This is a genomic window from Neptunicella sp. (assembly GCF_048268085.1).
Lineage (GTDB): Bacteria > Pseudomonadota > Gammaproteobacteria > Enterobacterales > Alteromonadaceae > Neptunicella.
In genome coordinates this window covers 1-16,618 of the sequence record NZ_JBLWWF010000003.1, presented here as the reverse complement: position 1 = coordinate 16,618, position 16,618 = coordinate 1, and the positions used below count along the sequence as shown (strand labels likewise).

17 protein-coding genes are annotated in these 16,618 nt (G+C 45.1%); 9 read left to right on the top strand and 8 right to left on the bottom strand.

Annotated features, from left to right (window positions below; translation table 11 throughout):
• Nucleotides 1-171: 171 nt before the first annotated feature.
• The 4 genes from ACTD55_RS02845 (at nt 172) to ACTD55_RS02830 (ending at nt 2,184) form a co-directional block, all read left to right on the top strand.
• Nucleotides 172-513 (top strand): PDZ domain-containing protein, encoded by a 342-nt coding sequence (locus ACTD55_RS02845; RefSeq protein ID WP_438862791.1) that lies wholly within the window; start codon nt 172-174, stop codon nt 511-513.
• Nucleotides 514-546: 33 nt separating this feature from the next.
• Nucleotides 547-903, top strand: a complete 357-nt coding sequence (locus tag ACTD55_RS02840; RefSeq protein WP_438862790.1) for a Fis family transcriptional regulator — start codon at nt 547-549, stop codon at nt 901-903.
• Nucleotides 904-981: 78 nt separating this feature from the next.
• On the top strand, nt 982-1,731 hold the full coding sequence (locus tag ACTD55_RS02835) for an SDR family oxidoreductase (protein WP_438862789.1): 750 nt from the start codon (nt 982-984) through the stop codon (nt 1,729-1,731).
• 132 nt (nt 1,732-1,863) lie between these two features.
• Nucleotides 1,864-2,184, top strand: a complete 321-nt coding sequence (locus ACTD55_RS02830) for a hypothetical protein (RefSeq protein WP_438862788.1) — start codon at nt 1,864-1,866, stop codon at nt 2,182-2,184.
• Between the two features lie 139 nt (nt 2,185-2,323).
• Here ACTD55_RS02830 and ACTD55_RS02825 read toward each other — a convergent pair whose 3' ends face one another.
• Nucleotides 2,324-3,172 (bottom strand): EamA family transporter, encoded by an 849-nt coding sequence (locus ACTD55_RS02825; RefSeq protein ID WP_438862787.1) that lies wholly within the window; start codon nt 3,170-3,172, stop codon nt 2,324-2,326.
• 3 nt (nt 3,173-3,175) lie between these two features.
• Nucleotides 3,176-3,646: a CreA family protein gene (locus ACTD55_RS02820; RefSeq protein WP_438862786.1), complete on the bottom strand. Its 471-nt coding sequence runs from the start codon at nt 3,644-3,646 to the stop codon at nt 3,176-3,178.
• Nucleotides 3,647-3,788: 142 nt separating this feature from the next.
• Here ACTD55_RS02820 and ACTD55_RS02815 point away from each other — a divergent pair, with 142 nt between their 5' ends.
• From ACTD55_RS02815 to ACTD55_RS02805, 3 genes are all read left to right on the top strand, one after another.
• Nucleotides 3,789-4,739 carry an alpha/beta hydrolase gene (locus tag ACTD55_RS02815; protein ID WP_438862785.1) on the top strand — a complete coding sequence of 317 codons (951 nt, stop codon included), beginning with the start codon at nt 3,789-3,791 and terminating at the stop codon, nt 4,737-4,739.
• 98 nt (nt 4,740-4,837) lie between these two features.
• The gene (locus ACTD55_RS02810) at nt 4,838-5,926 is read left to right on the top strand and encodes a hypothetical protein (protein WP_438862784.1); all 1,089 of its coding nucleotides are present in this window, start codon (nt 4,838-4,840) and stop codon (nt 5,924-5,926) included.
• Nucleotides 5,927-6,110: 184 nt separating this feature from the next.
• On the top strand, nt 6,111-6,233 hold the full coding sequence (locus ACTD55_RS02805) for a hypothetical protein (protein WP_438862783.1): 123 nt from the start codon (nt 6,111-6,113) through the stop codon (nt 6,231-6,233).
• Between the two features lie 74 nt (nt 6,234-6,307).
• On the opposite strand, the gene ACTD55_RS02800 is transcribed toward ACTD55_RS02805, so the two are convergent.
• From ACTD55_RS02800 to ACTD55_RS02785, 4 genes are all read right to left on the bottom strand, one after another.
• The gene (locus ACTD55_RS02800) at nt 6,308-6,703 is read right to left on the bottom strand and encodes a hypothetical protein (RefSeq protein WP_438862782.1); all 396 of its coding nucleotides are present in this window, start codon (nt 6,701-6,703) and stop codon (nt 6,308-6,310) included.
• A gap of 157 nt (nt 6,704-6,860) precedes the next feature.
• Nucleotides 6,861-9,176 carry a S9 family peptidase gene (locus tag ACTD55_RS02795; RefSeq protein WP_438862781.1) on the bottom strand — a complete coding sequence of 772 codons (2,316 nt, stop codon included), beginning with the start codon at nt 9,174-9,176 and terminating at the stop codon, nt 6,861-6,863.
• 190 nt (nt 9,177-9,366) lie between these two features.
• Nucleotides 9,367-9,681, bottom strand: a complete 315-nt coding sequence (locus ACTD55_RS02790; protein ID WP_438862780.1) for a pyrimidine/purine nucleoside phosphorylase — start codon at nt 9,679-9,681, stop codon at nt 9,367-9,369.
• Nucleotides 9,682-9,792: 111 nt separating this feature from the next.
• Nucleotides 9,793-10,155: a glutaredoxin family protein gene (locus ACTD55_RS02785; protein WP_438862779.1), complete on the bottom strand. Its 363-nt coding sequence runs from the start codon at nt 10,153-10,155 to the stop codon at nt 9,793-9,795.
• Between the two features lie 203 nt (nt 10,156-10,358).
• Here ACTD55_RS02785 and ACTD55_RS02780 point away from each other — a divergent pair, with 203 nt between their 5' ends.
• Complete coding sequence (locus tag ACTD55_RS02780) at nt 10,359-12,101, top strand: DUF885 domain-containing protein (protein ID WP_438862981.1); 1,743 nt, start codon at nt 10,359-10,361, stop codon at nt 12,099-12,101.
• A gap of 194 nt (nt 12,102-12,295) precedes the next feature.
• Here the strand turns inward: ACTD55_RS02780 and ACTD55_RS02775 are convergent, their stop codons facing one another.
• On the bottom strand, nt 12,296-14,473 hold the full coding sequence (locus ACTD55_RS02775; protein ID WP_438862778.1) for a malate synthase G: 2,178 nt from the start codon (nt 14,471-14,473) through the stop codon (nt 12,296-12,298).
• Between the two features lie 121 nt (nt 14,474-14,594).
• On the opposite strand from ACTD55_RS02775, the gene ACTD55_RS02770 reads away from it, so the two are divergent.
• On the top strand, nt 14,595-16,115 hold the full coding sequence (locus ACTD55_RS02770; RefSeq protein WP_438862777.1) for a DUF3612 domain-containing protein: 1,521 nt from the start codon (nt 14,595-14,597) through the stop codon (nt 16,113-16,115).
• A 60-nt stretch (nt 16,116-16,175) separates the two neighbouring features.
• Here ACTD55_RS02770 and ACTD55_RS02765 read toward each other — a convergent pair whose 3' ends face one another.
• Nucleotides 16,176-16,544: an iron chaperone gene (locus ACTD55_RS02765; RefSeq protein ID WP_438862776.1), complete on the bottom strand. Its 369-nt coding sequence runs from the start codon at nt 16,542-16,544 to the stop codon at nt 16,176-16,178.
• Between the last annotated feature and the right edge of the window lie 74 nt (nt 16,545-16,618).

The following is a 16,618-nucleotide window of genomic DNA, read 5'->3' as shown; positions in this document are numbered from 1 at the left end:
TTTTTGCCGAGTACGATTCTGTAATAGTGATTATACATCTCAACAGGCGTGAATTAGCTGCCATGATATAGACTCACAGAATAACCATGTTAAGGTTTTGAGGCACAACAATAATCTACTCATAAAAACTAAACTGACGTTTAGCATCAATTACATATCAAGGAAAAGACCGTGCAAAAAATCAGATTAAATATATTCGCTTTGTTATTCATTCTGCCACTCAACGTGATGGCAAAAGGCAGTATCGGCATGGGGGCCGATGTGTCGGTAGATGGAATATTTAGTCCAGAGGTGGTCGAATTTAAAGTAAAATCAGTCGTGGAGGGTTCTGCTGCAGACAAAGCTGGTGTGACGGTAGGTCAACTTGTTATCGCCATTGATGGATGCAAAATCCCTGGCTGCTCTACCAGCAAAGCCCAAGACCTGATGGATAGGGAAACAGGTGATGTACTGCCATTACGGGTTAGAAATGAAGATGGTAGCGAAGAATTGCTTACCATCCATGTAGAATAACAAGTTCCCACCTCATTTTGGTTAAAATCGTCGATGAAAAAAACCGTTAAAAAACTGGATAACAATGTGGTTAAGGCGCTGACCTTGGCCTGTGAAACGGCCAAAGACAAGGTGCAGGGCTTTAGCTGGTTAACCCACACTGCCAGTTATGACCGTTTTCCCGGCAGTTTAATGATTACCTGCATTTTTGATACCGATGAACAGTTACAACAGGCTTGTGAACAGGAGCAGGATCGCTATATGCGCAAGTTGATTCAGGGCCACTTGCTCAAAGTTGGCATTGTGGTCAAAGATATTCGCCAGCATGTATTTTTTGATACCGAGCAACAATGCGAGTTACAGCACAATGGTGACTGGCATACCCGTATCAATAATAAAACGCTGCACTAATGCCGTTACGCCCCATAAAGTGGATAAGGCAAACCATTTTAGCCAACCGATATAAACGGTTAATCATCGAGGAAAATTATGAGCAACGCTAAAGTCGCACTGATCACGGGTAGCAGCAGAGGTATTGGTGCCACCACCGCCAAGCTCTTTGCCGAAAGCGGCTACGCGGTTGTGATCAATTACCAGCACTCTCGAAATGACGCCGAACAACTCAAACAGGAAATTACCGATATGGGTGCGGCGTGTATTGCTGTTCAGGCAGACGTGTCGAATGAATCCGAAGTCACCAAGCTGTTCCTTGCCGCAGATCAACTAGGGGAACTGTCGGTATTGGTTAACAATGCCGGAATTCTGGATACCCAGGCAAGGCTGGAAGACATCAGTGCAGAACGGTTTAAAAACATATTGGAAGTTAACGTACTGTCTTGTTTTTTATGTACCAAAGAAGCGATTAAACGCATGTCCACCAATCATGGTGGAGTGGGGGGAACCATTGTCAATGTTTCTTCTGGCGCGGCTAAAACCGGCTCCCCTAACGAGTATGTGGACTACGCCGCATCGAAGGGCGCGATGGACACCTTAACGCGCGGCGCGGCAATGGAACTTGCCAGCGAGGGAATCAGAGTCAATTCAGTCAGACCGGGGCTGATTTATACCGACATGCATGCCTCTGGCGGAGAGCCGAATCGGGTTGATCGTTTAAAAGAAAAAATACCGCTTAAACGAGGCGGTACCGCACAAGAAGTCGCCGAAGCCGTCCTGTGGTTAGCAACAGATAAATCATCCTTTGTCACCGGCAGTTTTATTGATACCACCGGTGGTTTATAAGGTTTTAAAATAACCGTTTTTTATTTTGCTTTAGTTCGATTAGTCTATGATTTAATGCAGGTTTTAATGATTACAGAGAATTAATATATCAACCTTACAAGGTCGATATATTAAACGTTATGAGTACAGGGAATGAATAGAGTCATCGGTGGTAATTTAGTTGGGATTGAGACACATCAAGATAAAAAATTCCTAAAATTTCGAGTTACAGAGTTCGAAGACACAGCCAAAATACACGATGTAATTTTCTCAAATAGTGATAACACTGCTGTAAATATTGACTTCAGTTATCTTGATATCGGTGTTATTCACGATCCAGATGATCGTAGTTATACTTTTGGTGAATTTGAGTACGTAAAACCATTTGAAGATGGATTTGAAGTGTTTGGTGATTTTGGAATAATTTGGGTCTACTGTGATAGTTGCTCTCTGCCTGTCGAACAGTACTCATAACAAGTTGCTTAATATCGTTCGTAAACTCACTGGGAAAATTACTGCTGGCCGTTCCGGCCAAAGCGCAGTATTTTCCCATTAGAAAAGCGTTAATTCCCACGCTGGAACAAAATCAAGTTAAGTGTCAGCATCTATACTCTTAACCCCTAATTTGCCACTGCTTATTTAGCCACAGTGCGACTAAAATAATCCCACCACCTAAAGATAAACGCAGAATATCAGCGTTGTGGTTCCAGATAAGTAAATTCACCAAAATCCCTGCCGGGATCAGCAGATTATTCATTACCGCCAGTGCGCCGACGTTAACCAGCGTTGCGCCTTTATTCCAACCAAAAAAGCCAAGGCCAGAGGCGATAGTGCCCAGATAAATCAGGATCCCCCATTGCAGATGGGTTGTAGGTAACTTGGCCGGATTACCGAAAATGACATAACAAACAATTGCCACGATCAAGGCACCAATAAAAAACCAGCCGAATACGGTTTTTTGATCGAGACTGGCATCCTGCATTAAGCGCTTATAGCCTACCTGCCCGGCAGCAAAACACAGGTTGGCGCACTGCACCATGGCAAAACCCAGTACAAAATTACTGTCGATACCGTTATAACGGATAGCCACGGCACCAGCGGTGGCGATGGCAGCAACCAGTAAAAAATTGGCATGAAAACGGCGTTCAGCAAAATCATTGATCAAGGTGATATAAATAGGTGTCATCACCGTAAATAACAGCACTTCCGGCACCGATAAAAACAGAAAAGACTGATAATAAAAGCCGTACATTAGGCCCAGTTGTATCGCACCAATCAGCATCAATTTAACCGCGGTTTTACGATTCACCTGACGTACGCGCAAAAAGGGTAAAAACACGATTGTTGCGAGGGCAATGCGCATCAGTACTGCAAACCAGGGACCCACCTGTCCGGCCAGATATTCACCAATTAAGCTAAATGAAAATGCCCACAGCAGGGTAACCGCAATCAGATACGCCAAAATTTATTCGCCTTTAGGTGCCTGTTGTTGGTAGGCCTGTGTTCCCCACAACGGCACGGTGGACAAGCTATGTTTAAAACTGCCGGAGGTTTCTTTGGTGGAATAGGACACATACATCAAGGTTTGGGTTTCGGGATCAAAGATTCGCCGTACCTTCATGTTTTTAAACAATACGCTTTTGGATTTGGTAAACACCACTTCACCGGATTTGGACTTATCGATTTTAGCGATCATCTGGGCGGTGATCTCGCCAGTCTGGCGGCAGGCAATGGAGCTATCCGACGGATCGGCCAAACTCAAATTGGCCTCAATGCTGGCGACATGGCAGGTGACTCCGCTGACTACCGGATCAATCAGAGTATTGAGCTTAATATCTTTGGTGGTAAACAAGCCTAACGAAATATCCCCCACCTCATTTTTATCGCAGCCGGTCAGTAATAGTGTCAAACAAACTAATCCCAATAACTTTTTCATCTGCCGTTTCCTTTTTAAGTTCGTTGCCTATTCTAAAACAAGATACAACGCTCTGTACGACTGAATTTGGCAAAATTGTTATAGATAAAGACGATTAAACCCGATTAACTAAGCCAGTAGCGACTCAAAAGGATGGCTCACCATGAAACATATACTGTTGATACTTGCCTTACTAACGTTATTCAGCGCCAATGCTGCCGAATTACCGATTAGAACCGGACTAACACTCACCGCCGATCATTTCCCGCAACAAGGTGTGCCCAAGGGGGAATTAAAAGGACCATTTGAATTCCATAGCCAGATTATTGCCAATACGGTGCGCCGCTACTGGTTGTTTATTCCGGCCCAATATCAGTCCTCAAAGCCTGCCAGTGTCTTGGTGTTTCAGGATGGACAACGAGCCACCAATCCACAAGGTTCATTGCGGGTACCCCAAGTGATGGAAAACTTGATCGCCAAAGGCGACATGCCAGTCACTATCGGGATTTTTATTACGCCGGGTAACCTGTCCGAACATTATCCGCAGAATCTGGGCATGAGTAACCCGGATCATCGCGCCCCCGAATACGATGCCATGGATGATCGCTATGCGCGCTTTATTGTGGAAGAAATGCTGCCCACCGTTAGCAAGGATTACAATCTAACTCAGGATCCGGAACAGCGGGCGATTGGCGGCACCAGCAGTGGTGCCATTGCTGCGTTTACGGTGGCCTGGCATCGGCCCGATGTATTTCGCAAAGTGTATAGCTCTATTGGTAGTTATGTATCAATAGGTTTTGATGCCGACAGCCAGCCGATTAAACTGGGCGGGCAGGATTATCCGGCGCTGATCCGCCGTGAAACCATTCGCCCGTTGCGGATCTTTATTCAGGACGGCATCAACGATCTGGATAATGAATGGGGCAACTGGTTTTTAGCCAACCAACAAATGGTTAAGGCGCTGGAGTACGCCAACCGCATTGCCGACCAACAGGCGCTTGAAGAGGCACGTTATCAACTGCACAACGTCTGGACAGACGGCGAACATAACGACCAGCATGGTGGTGCACTGCTACCGGAAGGATTACGCTGGTTATGGAAGGAAAATAACTAAACCTGCATTTTTTACGCAGCCGTCACTGACATCATTCTGTCACAATTGATTGCAATGCTTATTGATCGGCTATTCCGATCCAATCCGAGAGGTAGGCAATGCAGCAGTTTAACTCGATAAAATATCGGCTGGTGTTGATCATTTTTGTTTGTGTCGTGGGAATGCTGGTGCTGGTAATCAGTCAAATTCACTATACCAATCAACTCATTAGTCTCAATCAACAAAATAAATTACTACTCGGATTAGCCAACGACTTATTGCAGCTACGCCGCCATGAGAAAGACTTTTTGCTGCGACACGACAAACGCTATGTTGAGCAATTTCAGCAACGTGCTGAACAGTTTGAAGCTAATCTCGCCAGTTTAAACAATGCTTCGAGTACGTTTTTTCCCGAGCAGGATATTTTTACCGATATACAGCGCGGATTTCCGCTCTATCGCGATCAGTTTCTAAAACTCGTTGGGGTGCATCTGCAAATTGGTTTAGATGAGAATAGCGGCTTTCAGAAGCATTTCCGTAATGCCATTCATGAACTGGAAGCGTCTTTTAACGCTAAAAATTTGAGTCAATATCAAGTGATGTTGCTGCAAATTCGCCGCCATGAAAAAGACTTTATGCTGCGTAGACGAATGGAATACGTAAACCGCGAACAGACGATGTACAATCAGCTCACCCAAGCAATCTCGCAGTATAAAGGTGCCAACCAAGCGCACTTGCAGTCCTTGCTAAATAATTATCAAAGCAGTTTTATTGCATTGGTTAATGCATACCAGCAGGTAGGGCTAACCCAAAATGAAGGGATGCAAGGGGATTTTCGCCAACAGGCGCACTTGGTGGAAAAACAGCTCACACTTATTGAACAAACACTGACTCCCATGGTTGAGGTAAGGGAACAACAGGTTAAACGTAATGGCCTGTTAATTGTCGGGTTAACCTCACTGATACTGATAGTTTTACTGATCCGCAGTTTTATCACCTTTCAAAAAGCCTTCTCCAATTTTGTGATGTTCTTTTATCGCTGCAAGCGCGAATATCAGCGGCTGGATGAGAAAAAGCTGGGCTTTGCAGAATTTCAATCTTTAGCCGCGGTGGCCAACGAAATGGTCGAGGCACGCCGGGAAATGGAAACAAGACTGCAACAAGCTAATCAGAAATTGGAAAAAATTAAGGCTCACAATAACCAGTAATCCATCAATAATAGACTAAATTATTGCACTGTTTTTGAATGCAGATTATATTCAGACCATTGAAAATTAAGTGGTTTTTCGCTCTCTGTAATGTTGTATCAGTTTAATGACTTTAGCCTGGATGCCGCTCAGTTGCGCCTGACAATACAGGGTAATCCAGCCAACGACGATAAGCGGTAACAGCTTGAGTTTATTTAACGGACAATTGACCGGAACCATCAGTGAATCCAGTGTCAGCTATTACATTCCGCCTGTCACCAGTGATGGTGAAACCGTACTCGGCCAATATCAGGGCAGCCGGCAATAACATTACCAACCGTTAGACAAAGCCCGGACGAATCCGGGCTTTGTTTTATCCCTAGCCAAGGGGTCAATCACCTTTTAATCTTTGGATTCAGTCACTCTCTTATGTTGTTGCTGGCGTCCAATGCGATAAACATCGATCAAACCCACGAACCAGCATATTAACAGCACCATGCCCATGTATCCCATCATCGGATCTTCGGCTTGTTGGGCAAGTGCGGTAGTAATAGCATCGATATTCGGGGCAATTTCACCGGCCAGAATTTGATCGGCGATGGCTTGTGCACGGTCAAAGGTTGTCGACACTAATCTCCAACTGGCTAACAAGGTAATCATTACCAACGCACTGGCCGTCATGGGCCTCTTCAATACAAAATGACCTGCCCCCGGACATAACAGTGCCGAAAACAACATCGCCTTGGTGACTTTACGCATGGTAGAACTGACTCCATCGTCTAAAAATAGATAAGACAATGATACGGTTGATCCGTTTAATAATCTGTAAAGAAATTATATTTTTACGGGGTGTCATCGGAGGGAAAGCAAAACTGTTGCTAATAGTGCGCTACAAGCTAAAAGAGATTGGATCCCCGCCAACAACATGCGGGGATCACAAACTAAAACGGATTAATTAATGACTGTTTTCCAGCAAGTTCTTTTTAAAGAAATTCGCCATCATGGTCATTTGATGCAAGCTGGTGCCTTTACCTTCACGCAAGGAATGTGAGCGGTTCGGGTAACTCATAAACTCGAACTGCTTATTGTATTCCACCAGTTTATTAATCAGCCGTTCAGAGCCCTGATAATGCACGTTGTCATCGCCAGTACCGTGGATCAGCAATAATTTACCTTTGAGGTTTTCAGCAAAGGTAATGGGCGATGCCTGATCATAGGCTTCACGACCCGTTTCCGTGGTGAACGTATCAGGTAAGCCCATGTAGCGTTCCTGATAAATGGTATCGTACAGGCGAATATCGGGTACCGGTGCACCGGCAATACCTACCTGATATTTATCCGGATAGCGGAACAACATATTCAGCGTCATGGAACCACCACCAGAATGGCCCCAGATCCCGACACGTGAGGTATCGATATAGCTCCAACGCTTGGCCATTTCGTCCAATGCTGTTGCCTGATCTTTAGCCGCCAAGGTACCGATATGACGATAAATCTGCTTGCGCCATTCACTACCGCGCGGTGAACGAGTGCCACGGTTATCAATCGAGGCAACGATAAAGCCCTGCTCGGTCAGGTATTCAAACCATAATGGACCGCTGCGACCCCAGCTATTTTTAACTGTTTGTCCAGCGGGTTCACCGTAGACATAAAACAAGATTGGGTATTTTTTAGTTGGGTCAAAATCAGCCGGACGCATAATCATGCCATCCAGTTGCGTGCCGTCATAACTGGGTACCCGGAAAAATTCCATATCACTCATGGCAATACCAGAAAGTGCTTCGGTGACTTCATGGTTATCAATCAGAGTGCGAATGTTTTTATGATCGGGCAAGCTGATGATGTGGTACTGAGTCGGCGTGCGGAAGTCAGAATAAGTCTGCACGGCCAATTTGCCATCAGGAGAAATCTGGTAACCATTACTGCCTTTCCATTTTTCCGGCGTGACTCGCTCAATGTCGCCACTACCGTCTAACTTGGCACGATATAAATATTGCTCAATGACATTATCCTTGCCAGAAGTGAAATAAATCTCACCCTGCTTTTCATCCACATGCACGATTTCGGTAATGTCGAAATCGCCCGGCGTAATATCCTTGATTTGCTTGCCATCGCGGCTCACCAGATACACATGGCGCCAACCGTCACGCTCGCTGATTTTTAAGAATTGTTTACCGTCATTCAGCCATTTCACATCGTAATAGCGCTCGATAAAGGCTTTGTCTTCATCAACAAAAATATTACGCGCCTTACCGGTGTTCACATCCACCAAATAGTGATCATTATGGTTTTGTAAGCGATTGACTTTTTGCACCAGAATCTCGTCGCTATTACCTGACCAATTCATCCGTGGAATATAAAAGTCGTCAGTATCAGCGGGGATCTTGGCCCACTGAGTTTTGCCGTTATCCAGCTTAACTACGCCAATACGCACGGTGGAATTTTTCTCTCCGGCTTTGGGGTAAGGGAATACCGTTAATGTAGGGTACAAGGAGTCGGTATTGTTGATCATGGTAAAATCTTTTACCGCGCTGGTATCTAACTGCCAATAGGCAATGCGCTTGCTATCCGGGCTCCAGCGGAAACCATCGGCAATGGAGAATTCTTCTTCATACACCCAGTCAAAAATGCCATTAATAATGTGGCCTTTACCGTCTTGGGTCAGTTGCTGAATAGAATAATCAGCCAGGGATTGCACGTAGATATTATTATCACGCACATAAGCGACCGATTTATCATCCGGAGAAAACTTGGCGAACATCATGGTAGCCGGTTCAGTTTCAATGCCTTGGCTTTCGCCCAACTGGGTTAACTTGCCACTGGCAATATCCAGCAACCAGTAATCACCACGACTATTACTACGCCATACTTTTTGACTGTTGGTATACAACATTAACTGGCTTTGATCGCTATTCCACTGATAGTCATCAATTGCCAGAGGCTTGTCCTGACCTTGCGGGATCAATGATTCAGCACTCACCAGAATTTGACGTTCGTCGTTTCCGGCCTGATAGCGCACGATGTCTTGTGCTTCATCATAATTTGCTGACTTTTCTACCGCGGTATAAGACACACCATCTTGCATCCAGCGCACAGAACCCAGCTTTTTAGTCACGTAAGTTTTGTTTTTATACAAGTCTTCAAGGGTAAGCTTAGTGGGAGTTTTGGACATCTCGTCATTCATTGAATTAGTTTGGGTATTTATTGTAGAACTGCAGCCTGCTATGGATAACATCAATAGCAAACCCAGCACCGGACGCGGCATACTCATCAATTGCCTTCCTTTTATTATTGGGAATACGAAAATTACATATTTTGCCGAGAATACACAAATTCTCAGGCCACAAAAATTAACCGCAGGAGTATTACACGCTTTACAACAGGGATGAATGGCAACAGGTTAAAATTACCAATAACAACGATGAAATGCTGATGGTTTGCCACCATCAGCAGGGAGGCTGTTAGTCTAAATAGGAACAGCAATAATCAGTTAACTGCTTTACTTTAACCTGAAATTTGGCATTAGCAGGCACATGGAAGGCTTCTCCGCCTTTAAAAGTTTGCCATTCGCTGCTGTCTGGTAACATCACATCCAGATCACCGGATTGAATTTCCATTAATTCTTTTTTAGCGGTACCGAATTCGTATTCACCGGGATTCATCACCCCCAGGGTTTTAGTCGAACCATCGGCAAATTCCACCGTACGGCTGGTAACGCCGCCACCAAAATAGACATTCACATCTCTGACTAGCGTGACATTTTCAAACTTGGACATTGTTTTTCCTTATATAAAAAATCTGACCAGCAATATATCACGCTTAATCAACGCGTTATGTCATCAATCGGAATATCAAAGTCACAATTCTGCTAACCGATATTACTTAGGCTATTTAGCGAAGCGACCCTCAAGATACTGAATAATATCTGATGATTCGTACATCCAGCTGACTGATTCCCCTTGTTCAATACGCAAGCATGGCACTTTAAGTTTGCCGCCTTCGCTAAGCAATTCGTTCCGATAGCTAATATGGCCTTTGGCATCACGGGTTTCAATGTTAAGCCCGTTACGCTTCATGGCGCGACGCACTTTGACGCAAAAAGGACAGGCTTTAAATTGATACAGCGCCAATTGAGCGGTTTGTCTATCGATATGAGCTTGAACAGCGGCGTCACGCTTGACGCTTTTAGGCGTAAATAGCCAATCAAAAAATAAGATTAAAGAACCCAACAACCAACGTACAACTACCATACAAAAAGTCCTCAAACTGCGAGTGTGTATTTTCAGGGCGCGAATTATCGCATGTTTCTTACAAGTCTGACTACGGCTGCATGTTTATACAGGCTTACACTGCTGAAATGACTTATTCGCTGTATGATTTTGTAATCAAAAATGATTGTGAGAATATCAAGGGCTTACCGTTCTGCTCTTCAACCCAAGGAACCACCGCAATGATGTTCGGAAAAAGACTGTATAGCACTATTTTAACCTTGTTACTCAGCGCTTCAACCTATGCCGCAGACAGCACCAGCGCTTTCCACCAGTTGCTGGATGAGCACTGGGCCAATGCAAATCAGGAACAACTATTTTTCCGCAAGGATCCTGATGCATTTAGAATGAACGGCAAACTGCCGGATGTCTCTGCCGCGGGGCGTGAACGTCGGGCTAAGTTTAATCAGCAAATGCTGGATAAACTGGCCAAAATAGATCTCAATGATTTATCCGAGCAGGATCAACTCAGTTATCGTCTGTTTCGCTATGAACGCCAAACCGAAGCAAAAAGCTACCAGCAATTTGACTACATGTTCCCGATGAATATTTATGCCGGGTATCACACCTATTTTGGTGGTGCGCCGAATAACATGTCGTTCTTAACCAAAGCGGATTACGATAACTACCTGATCAGTCTGGCTGACTTCCCCCGTTACAACCAACAACATATCGTCAATCTAAAAGCCGCCATTGATAAAGGCTATACCCATTACTGCGGCGCCTTTGCCGATTACGATAAAACCATCAGCCATTACATTGTGGATGATGTGACCACCAGTGAGTTTTATGCTCCGTTTGCTAATATGCCAGCGCGTTTTTCGGCCGCCGATAAAGCCGCCTATGAATCTAAAGGCCGTAAGTTAATTCACGATACTGTTATTCCGGAGTATCAACGCCTGTATGATTTTTTCACTCAGCAATATATGCCTAACTGTCGTAAAAATGTCGGGATCAGCCAACTGGAAGACGGCAAGGATTACTATCAATATTTGATTGAGTATTACACCACGACATCAATGTCTGCCGATGAAATTCATCAATTAGGATTGGATGAAGTGAAACGCATTCGTCAGCAAATGGAGCAAATAATCCAGCAAGTCGGCTTTAAAGGTGACTTTAAACAGTTTGTCCAATTTTTACGTACCGATCCGCAGTTTTACACCACCACCGCTCGCGACTTGTTGGAAAAAGCCAGTTATATCAGCCGCAAAATGGCCGGCCAGTTACCCAAGTGGTTTGGCAAATTACCACGCAATACCTTTGATATTAAATCCAGTCCCAATGACGGCGCGTTTTATGTCGGTTCCGACGGTAGCGGTACCACATCCGGCACCTATTTTGTTGGCACCACCAATTTAAAAGCCTCGCCGTTGTATAATCTTGAAGCGCTGACCTATCACGAGTCTATCCCCGGCCATCATTTACAAGGTGCGCTGGCTAAAGAAATGGCTATTCCTGAGTTCAGAAAATCACTGTCACATTCTGCTTTCAGTGAAGGTTGGGCTTTGTATTCGGAAAGTCTGGGCAAGGAAATGGGCTTTTATCAGGATCCCTACAGTGATTTTGGCCGCCTAACCTATGAAGCCTGGCGTGCCTGTCGGTTGGTGGTGGATACTGGTATGCATGCGATGGGATGGAGCAGAGAAAAAGCTATTGATTATTTAGCTGCCAATACTGCGTTAACCATGCCAGAAGTAACCAACCAGATTGATCGCTACATCACCTGGCCAGCGCAGGCACTTTCGTACAAAATCGGTGAGCTGAAAATACGCGAGCTGCGTAATAAAGCCGAAGCTGAGCTAGGTGAAAAATTTGATGTACGCGCTTTCCATGATCAAATCCTCAAAAACGGCAGCCTGCCGCTGGATTTGCTTGAAGAACTAACATTGGAATGGATTGAGAAGGCGAAATCCAGCAGCGAGTAACGAGCTGCGAGCTGCGAGCTAACACATAATAGAAAAAATATAGGCTTCGCCAACGTCATCATGGCTTTATTCTCCCCGCATCCATGCGGGGCGAGCCCCTTTTTTAAGGACAATAAAGGGGCGAAAAAGTCCATTTCTCCACTAATTTTCTACTCCAAATAAAACGATGGCTTTAATGACGAAACCTAAAACTCTTAGTTAACCTTAACCTGTTTAGCCAAACAGCGATATTTGTGCAACAACGGTTCGGTATAACCGGATGGTTGTTGCAGTCCTTCAAATATCAGCGCTTTGGCCGCCTTAAACGCCAGGTTGTTGTCCAGATCTTCAGCCATTGGTTGGTAGCCGGCAACACCACTGTTTTGCTGATCCACCACTTCGGCCATGCAATGCATAATATTCAGCACTTGTTGTTGGCTACAAATACCATGGTGCAACCAGTTGGCAATATGTTGACTGGAAATACGCAGCGTAGCTCGGTCTTCCATTAAACCAATATTATTAATATCCGGCACTTTGGAGCAGCCCACACCGGCATCAATCCAGCGCACCACATAGCCTAATAATCCCTGAATATTGTTTTCCAACTCTTGTTCCACTTCATGAGTCGACAACCCTGCGTCTTTGGCTAACAGGGGAATAGTTAACAAATCCGATAAGGGCGACTCATTGCGTTGTTTAAGACGATTTTGCACATCGGTCACATTAACCTGATGGTAATGCATGGCATGCAACACCGCCGCAGTGGGAGAAGGCACCCAAGCGGTCGTCGCACCGGCCAATGGATGGTTAATTTTCTGCTCCATCATTTGCTGCATTTCATCCGGCATGGCCCACATGCCTTTGCCAATTTGCGCTTTACCTTGCAAACCACATTGCAAACCAATATCCACATTCCGATTTTCGTAAGCCTTAATCCAGGGCTCGGACTTTAAGCTACCTTTAGGTAAAAATGCCCCAGCCTGCATACTGGTATGAATTTCATCTCCGGTTCGATCCAAAAAGCCGGTATTGATAAAGACCAGACGCTGTTTGGCCATACGGATACACTCTTTGAGATTAACCGAGGTACGACGCTCTTCATCCATAATGCCAATTTTAATGGTATTGGGTGCCAGCCCTAACATGGCTTCGACTCGTGTAAACAGCTGGCAACTGAACATCACCTCGTCCGGTCCATGCATTTTCGGTTTAACAATGTATATACTACCGGTACGACTGTTACGGATCCCCTGCTGTTTTTGTAAATCCAGTGCCCCAATTAGCGAAGTTACCACCGCATCGACGATACCTTCAGGCGCAAACTCGCCATTTGACTGCTGAATTAAATCCGACTCCATTAAATGCCCCACATTACGTACCAGCAACAATGAGCGGCCATGCAGCCAATAATCTTCACCATCTGGTGCAGTAAACAGTTTGTCCTTATTCATTTTGCGCACACAGGTTTTAGCGTCTTTTTCAAAGCGGGCTTGCAGGTTACCCTGCATCAAACCGAGCCAATTGCGATAAACTTCAATTTTGTCTTCGCTATCCACTGCCGCAACGGAATCTTCACAATCAATAATGGTACTCACCGCAGCTTCAAGCAGAATATCGTCGATATTGGCAATATCAGTGGCGCCGTTAAAACCGTTGCGGTCAAATTGAATCTCTACATGTAAGCCATTATTTTTCAGTACAATAGTTTCAGGTTCACTCTTGTGACCGCTTAACGCCACAAACTGACCAGGCTGTTTTAAGCCGCTGTTACTGCCGTCAGGAAAAAACGCCATTAAATGCTGGAAATACACCACATAGCTGGTGACATCGTGGTGCGATCCATTCGTTAATGGAAATGCCTGATCGAGAAAGTCTTTGGCATAAGCAATAACATGTTTGGCACGCGCCGGATTATGGGTATTACCGGGCTTAAGGCCATTGGATTTTGGGATGACATCCGAGCCATACAAGGCATCATATAGACTGCCCCAGCGTGCATTAGCCGCATTTAACGCAAATCGGGCATTTTTGGCGGGCACCACTAATTGCGGGCCAGCTATAGTGGCGATCTCGTCATCGACATGTTGCGTTTCAATACAAAAATCATCGCCCTGTTCAATGATGTAACCAATCTCATGCAGAAAAGACTGATAGGCAGCCGCATCGAAAGGTTGTCCTTGATGACGTAAATGCCAATCATCTATCTGATTTTGTAGCGTTTGCCGGGTTAACAGTAATTGACGATTAACCGGAGCCAAATCCTCTATCAACTGGATAAAGTCATCCCAAAATTTACCGGGATGAAGATGGTGAAGGGGTAGGACTTCCTCATTGATAAAGGTATAAAACTCTTGATTGATTAAGCCGTTTTTTTGTTGAGGCATATTCATTGCGTTCCCCTTGGATTATCGAGTAAATAGTTTTAAGCACTTCGTTATTGCTTGATTTGTAGTCTAGTGAAAACTAAACTAAAATTTCACAATAAAAATTACACAGTGTAAATTTTACAAAATGAAACCTAATAAAAGTCTGATCCGCAAAGCCCATTTTCTCGGTACTAAAATCCGCAACCTGCGTAAACGCAATCGTTTGACCATGGAAGATCTGTCGGCTCGTTGCGTCAAGGTCAATGCTGATGTTGCTCCGTCGGTATCTTATTTATCCATGATTGAGCGCGGTAAACGGGTTCCCAGCGAAGAAGTGCTGGAGATTATTGCCGAGGTTTTTCAAAAGGATCTGAACTGGTTCTTAGATGATGTCCCCGAAGAAGCGGCCATTACTCCCAATAAAGGCAGCCGCGGCGGCATCAGCGGCATGGCGTTAGAGCCCAACTTTCTGTTTTCCAATGAAATTTTACAAATTGCTATACCGGAAATGCTGTCACAAGCGGGTATTACCGGTCGCCAGTTTGCCCATTTACTGATCCGTGCCCATCAGGAACACCACCAGAATCACTTTCCGGATCTGGAACGTTCAGCCGAAGAAGTCGGGCAAAAAAGGTTACCGTTGAGTGTGGATGACTTAGTTGCAATCACGCGCAATATGGGGCTCACCATTAAGTGGTTTAACAAAACGCCGCAGACCGTAATGGATGGCATGGGGATGGACACCAACAGTGTGGTGACCTCATTTTTTGAGCCGCCCAACCAGATCCATATTAACCAGCTGATGAAATCACAGCCGCAGCGGTTAAAGTACGATTTGGCGGTGCATATTGGTCATTGTGTATTACACGACAAAGATGGATTAAAAAACGTGATGGTGGCTGGCCGCAATGAAGTGGTGCCACTACCCGATGGTAATCAGCTGAACACCTCTTCGGTAGTCGAAGCTCAGGATATTTTGCAGGCATGGCGCGATTTTGAGTGTAGCTTCTTTGCTGGTGCATTGTTGTGCCCCAAAGTGCCGTTCCGGCAAATGCTGGATCGGCATGGTTACGAAATTAGCACCGGCAAACTGGCCGGCGTCTCCGAGTCGGTCGCCATGCGCCGCATGACGGCAGTATCACCTTACCCGCACTGGCATTATTTTGATGCCTACGCACCGGGCAAACTCAAAGCGGTGTACCGTGGAAACGGCATTCCACTCCCCTGGGGCAATATGCGTATGGTGGAAGATCCCTGTCAGCACTGGGCAGTGTTTCGCATGATCAATGCTCCTTTGCAGGGCACTTCATCACAAATTTCCATTTTAAATGTGGGGGACGAACCGCGTATTTATTCCTGTGAATCTATCAAGGTAGAGGATATGGCTGGCAACAAACACGTGCTCTGTGCCGGTATTGATCTTAACCCCGCCATTGAAGCGCAAGGTAAAGATGCGCTGTCGCTGGCAACCGATTTAAAACAGGCCTGTGTAGGCAGTGGTGGTTCGGCCAATATTCCACCTAGCGTCAAAAAAGATTTAATGAGTGTGGCCAAAATACTGAATATCAGTTGGGTAGAACGGGGAATTGAAAACCCTGCCCGATTAATTTGTTCAAGAGGCGCAGTGTGTCCCCGTGATCCCAGTTGCTATAAATCCGCAGTATAGGCTGATAAGGTAAAATGACTCCATCAGCGGTGTAATCGTCTACAAGTGATTGGCCGTTGGTTATTTCCAACCTATACCTTGCTGGTTTTTTTGATAAACCCGCAGTTCGGCGAGCTTTAGTACCAGCTCTTTGGGAATCGGTTGTTCAATAGGAAACTGAACCGTATTACCTGACAATTTATAAGACGATAATTCCTGCTTGAAATGCTCAATAACCGACGGTGTTGGATGCAGGCTAATATGATGTTTAAACGCGGCATAGACATACAAAATACCTTCATTGACAAACGCTGGCTTGCCCCATTTTAGTTCTTCACTGGCGTCTTGATCAGCCAATTGCAAATAGGTTCTAAGCTCATTTAATCTTGTCTGTGCCTGATCAGATTTGGATAAAATATATTCACTGATTGAGTTGGGTTTACCTGACATGGTCGTTCCAGATTGTATGCCTGTTAGCAAAATTAGCATCGAATATCAGCATCAGCAACAGACCATGTTTAAGG

What these genes read in the sequence shown, in the direction of transcription:
- ACTD55_RS02770 (WP_438862777.1), top strand. Translation starts at nt 14,595, where the DNA reads ATGAAACCTAATAAAAGTCTGATCCGCAAAGCCCATTTTCTCGGTACT.
- ACTD55_RS02840 (WP_438862790.1), top strand. Translation starts at nt 547, where the DNA reads ATGAAAAAAACCGTTAAAAAACTGGATAACAATGTGGTTAAGGCGCTG.
- ACTD55_RS02780 (WP_438862981.1), top strand. Translation starts at nt 10,359, where the DNA reads ATGTTCGGAAAAAGACTGTATAGCACTATTTTAACCTTGTTACTCAGC.
- ACTD55_RS02795 (WP_438862781.1), bottom strand. Translation starts at nt 9,176, where the DNA reads ATGAGTATGCCGCGTCCGGTGCTGGGTTTGCTATTGATGTTATCCATA.
- ACTD55_RS02775 (WP_438862778.1), bottom strand. Translation starts at nt 14,473, where the DNA reads ATGAATATGCCTCAACAAAAAAACGGCTTAATCAATCAAGAGTTTTAT.
- ACTD55_RS02835 (WP_438862789.1), top strand. Translation starts at nt 982, where the DNA reads ATGAGCAACGCTAAAGTCGCACTGATCACGGGTAGCAGCAGAGGTATT.
- ACTD55_RS02815 (WP_438862785.1), top strand. Translation starts at nt 3,789, where the DNA reads ATGAAACATATACTGTTGATACTTGCCTTACTAACGTTATTCAGCGCC.
- ACTD55_RS02765 (WP_438862776.1), bottom strand. Translation starts at nt 16,544, where the DNA reads ATGTCAGGTAAACCCAACTCAATCAGTGAATATATTTTATCCAAATCT.
- ACTD55_RS02810 (WP_438862784.1), top strand. Translation starts at nt 4,838, where the DNA reads ATGCAGCAGTTTAACTCGATAAAATATCGGCTGGTGTTGATCATTTTT.
- ACTD55_RS02785 (WP_438862779.1), bottom strand. Translation starts at nt 10,155, where the DNA reads ATGGTAGTTGTACGTTGGTTGTTGGGTTCTTTAATCTTATTTTTTGAT.
- ACTD55_RS02790 (WP_438862780.1), bottom strand. Translation starts at nt 9,681, where the DNA reads ATGTCCAAGTTTGAAAATGTCACGCTAGTCAGAGATGTGAATGTCTAT.
- ACTD55_RS02830 (WP_438862788.1), top strand. Translation starts at nt 1,864, where the DNA reads ATGAATAGAGTCATCGGTGGTAATTTAGTTGGGATTGAGACACATCAA.
- ACTD55_RS02820 (WP_438862786.1), bottom strand. Translation starts at nt 3,646, where the DNA reads ATGAAAAAGTTATTGGGATTAGTTTGTTTGACACTATTACTGACCGGC.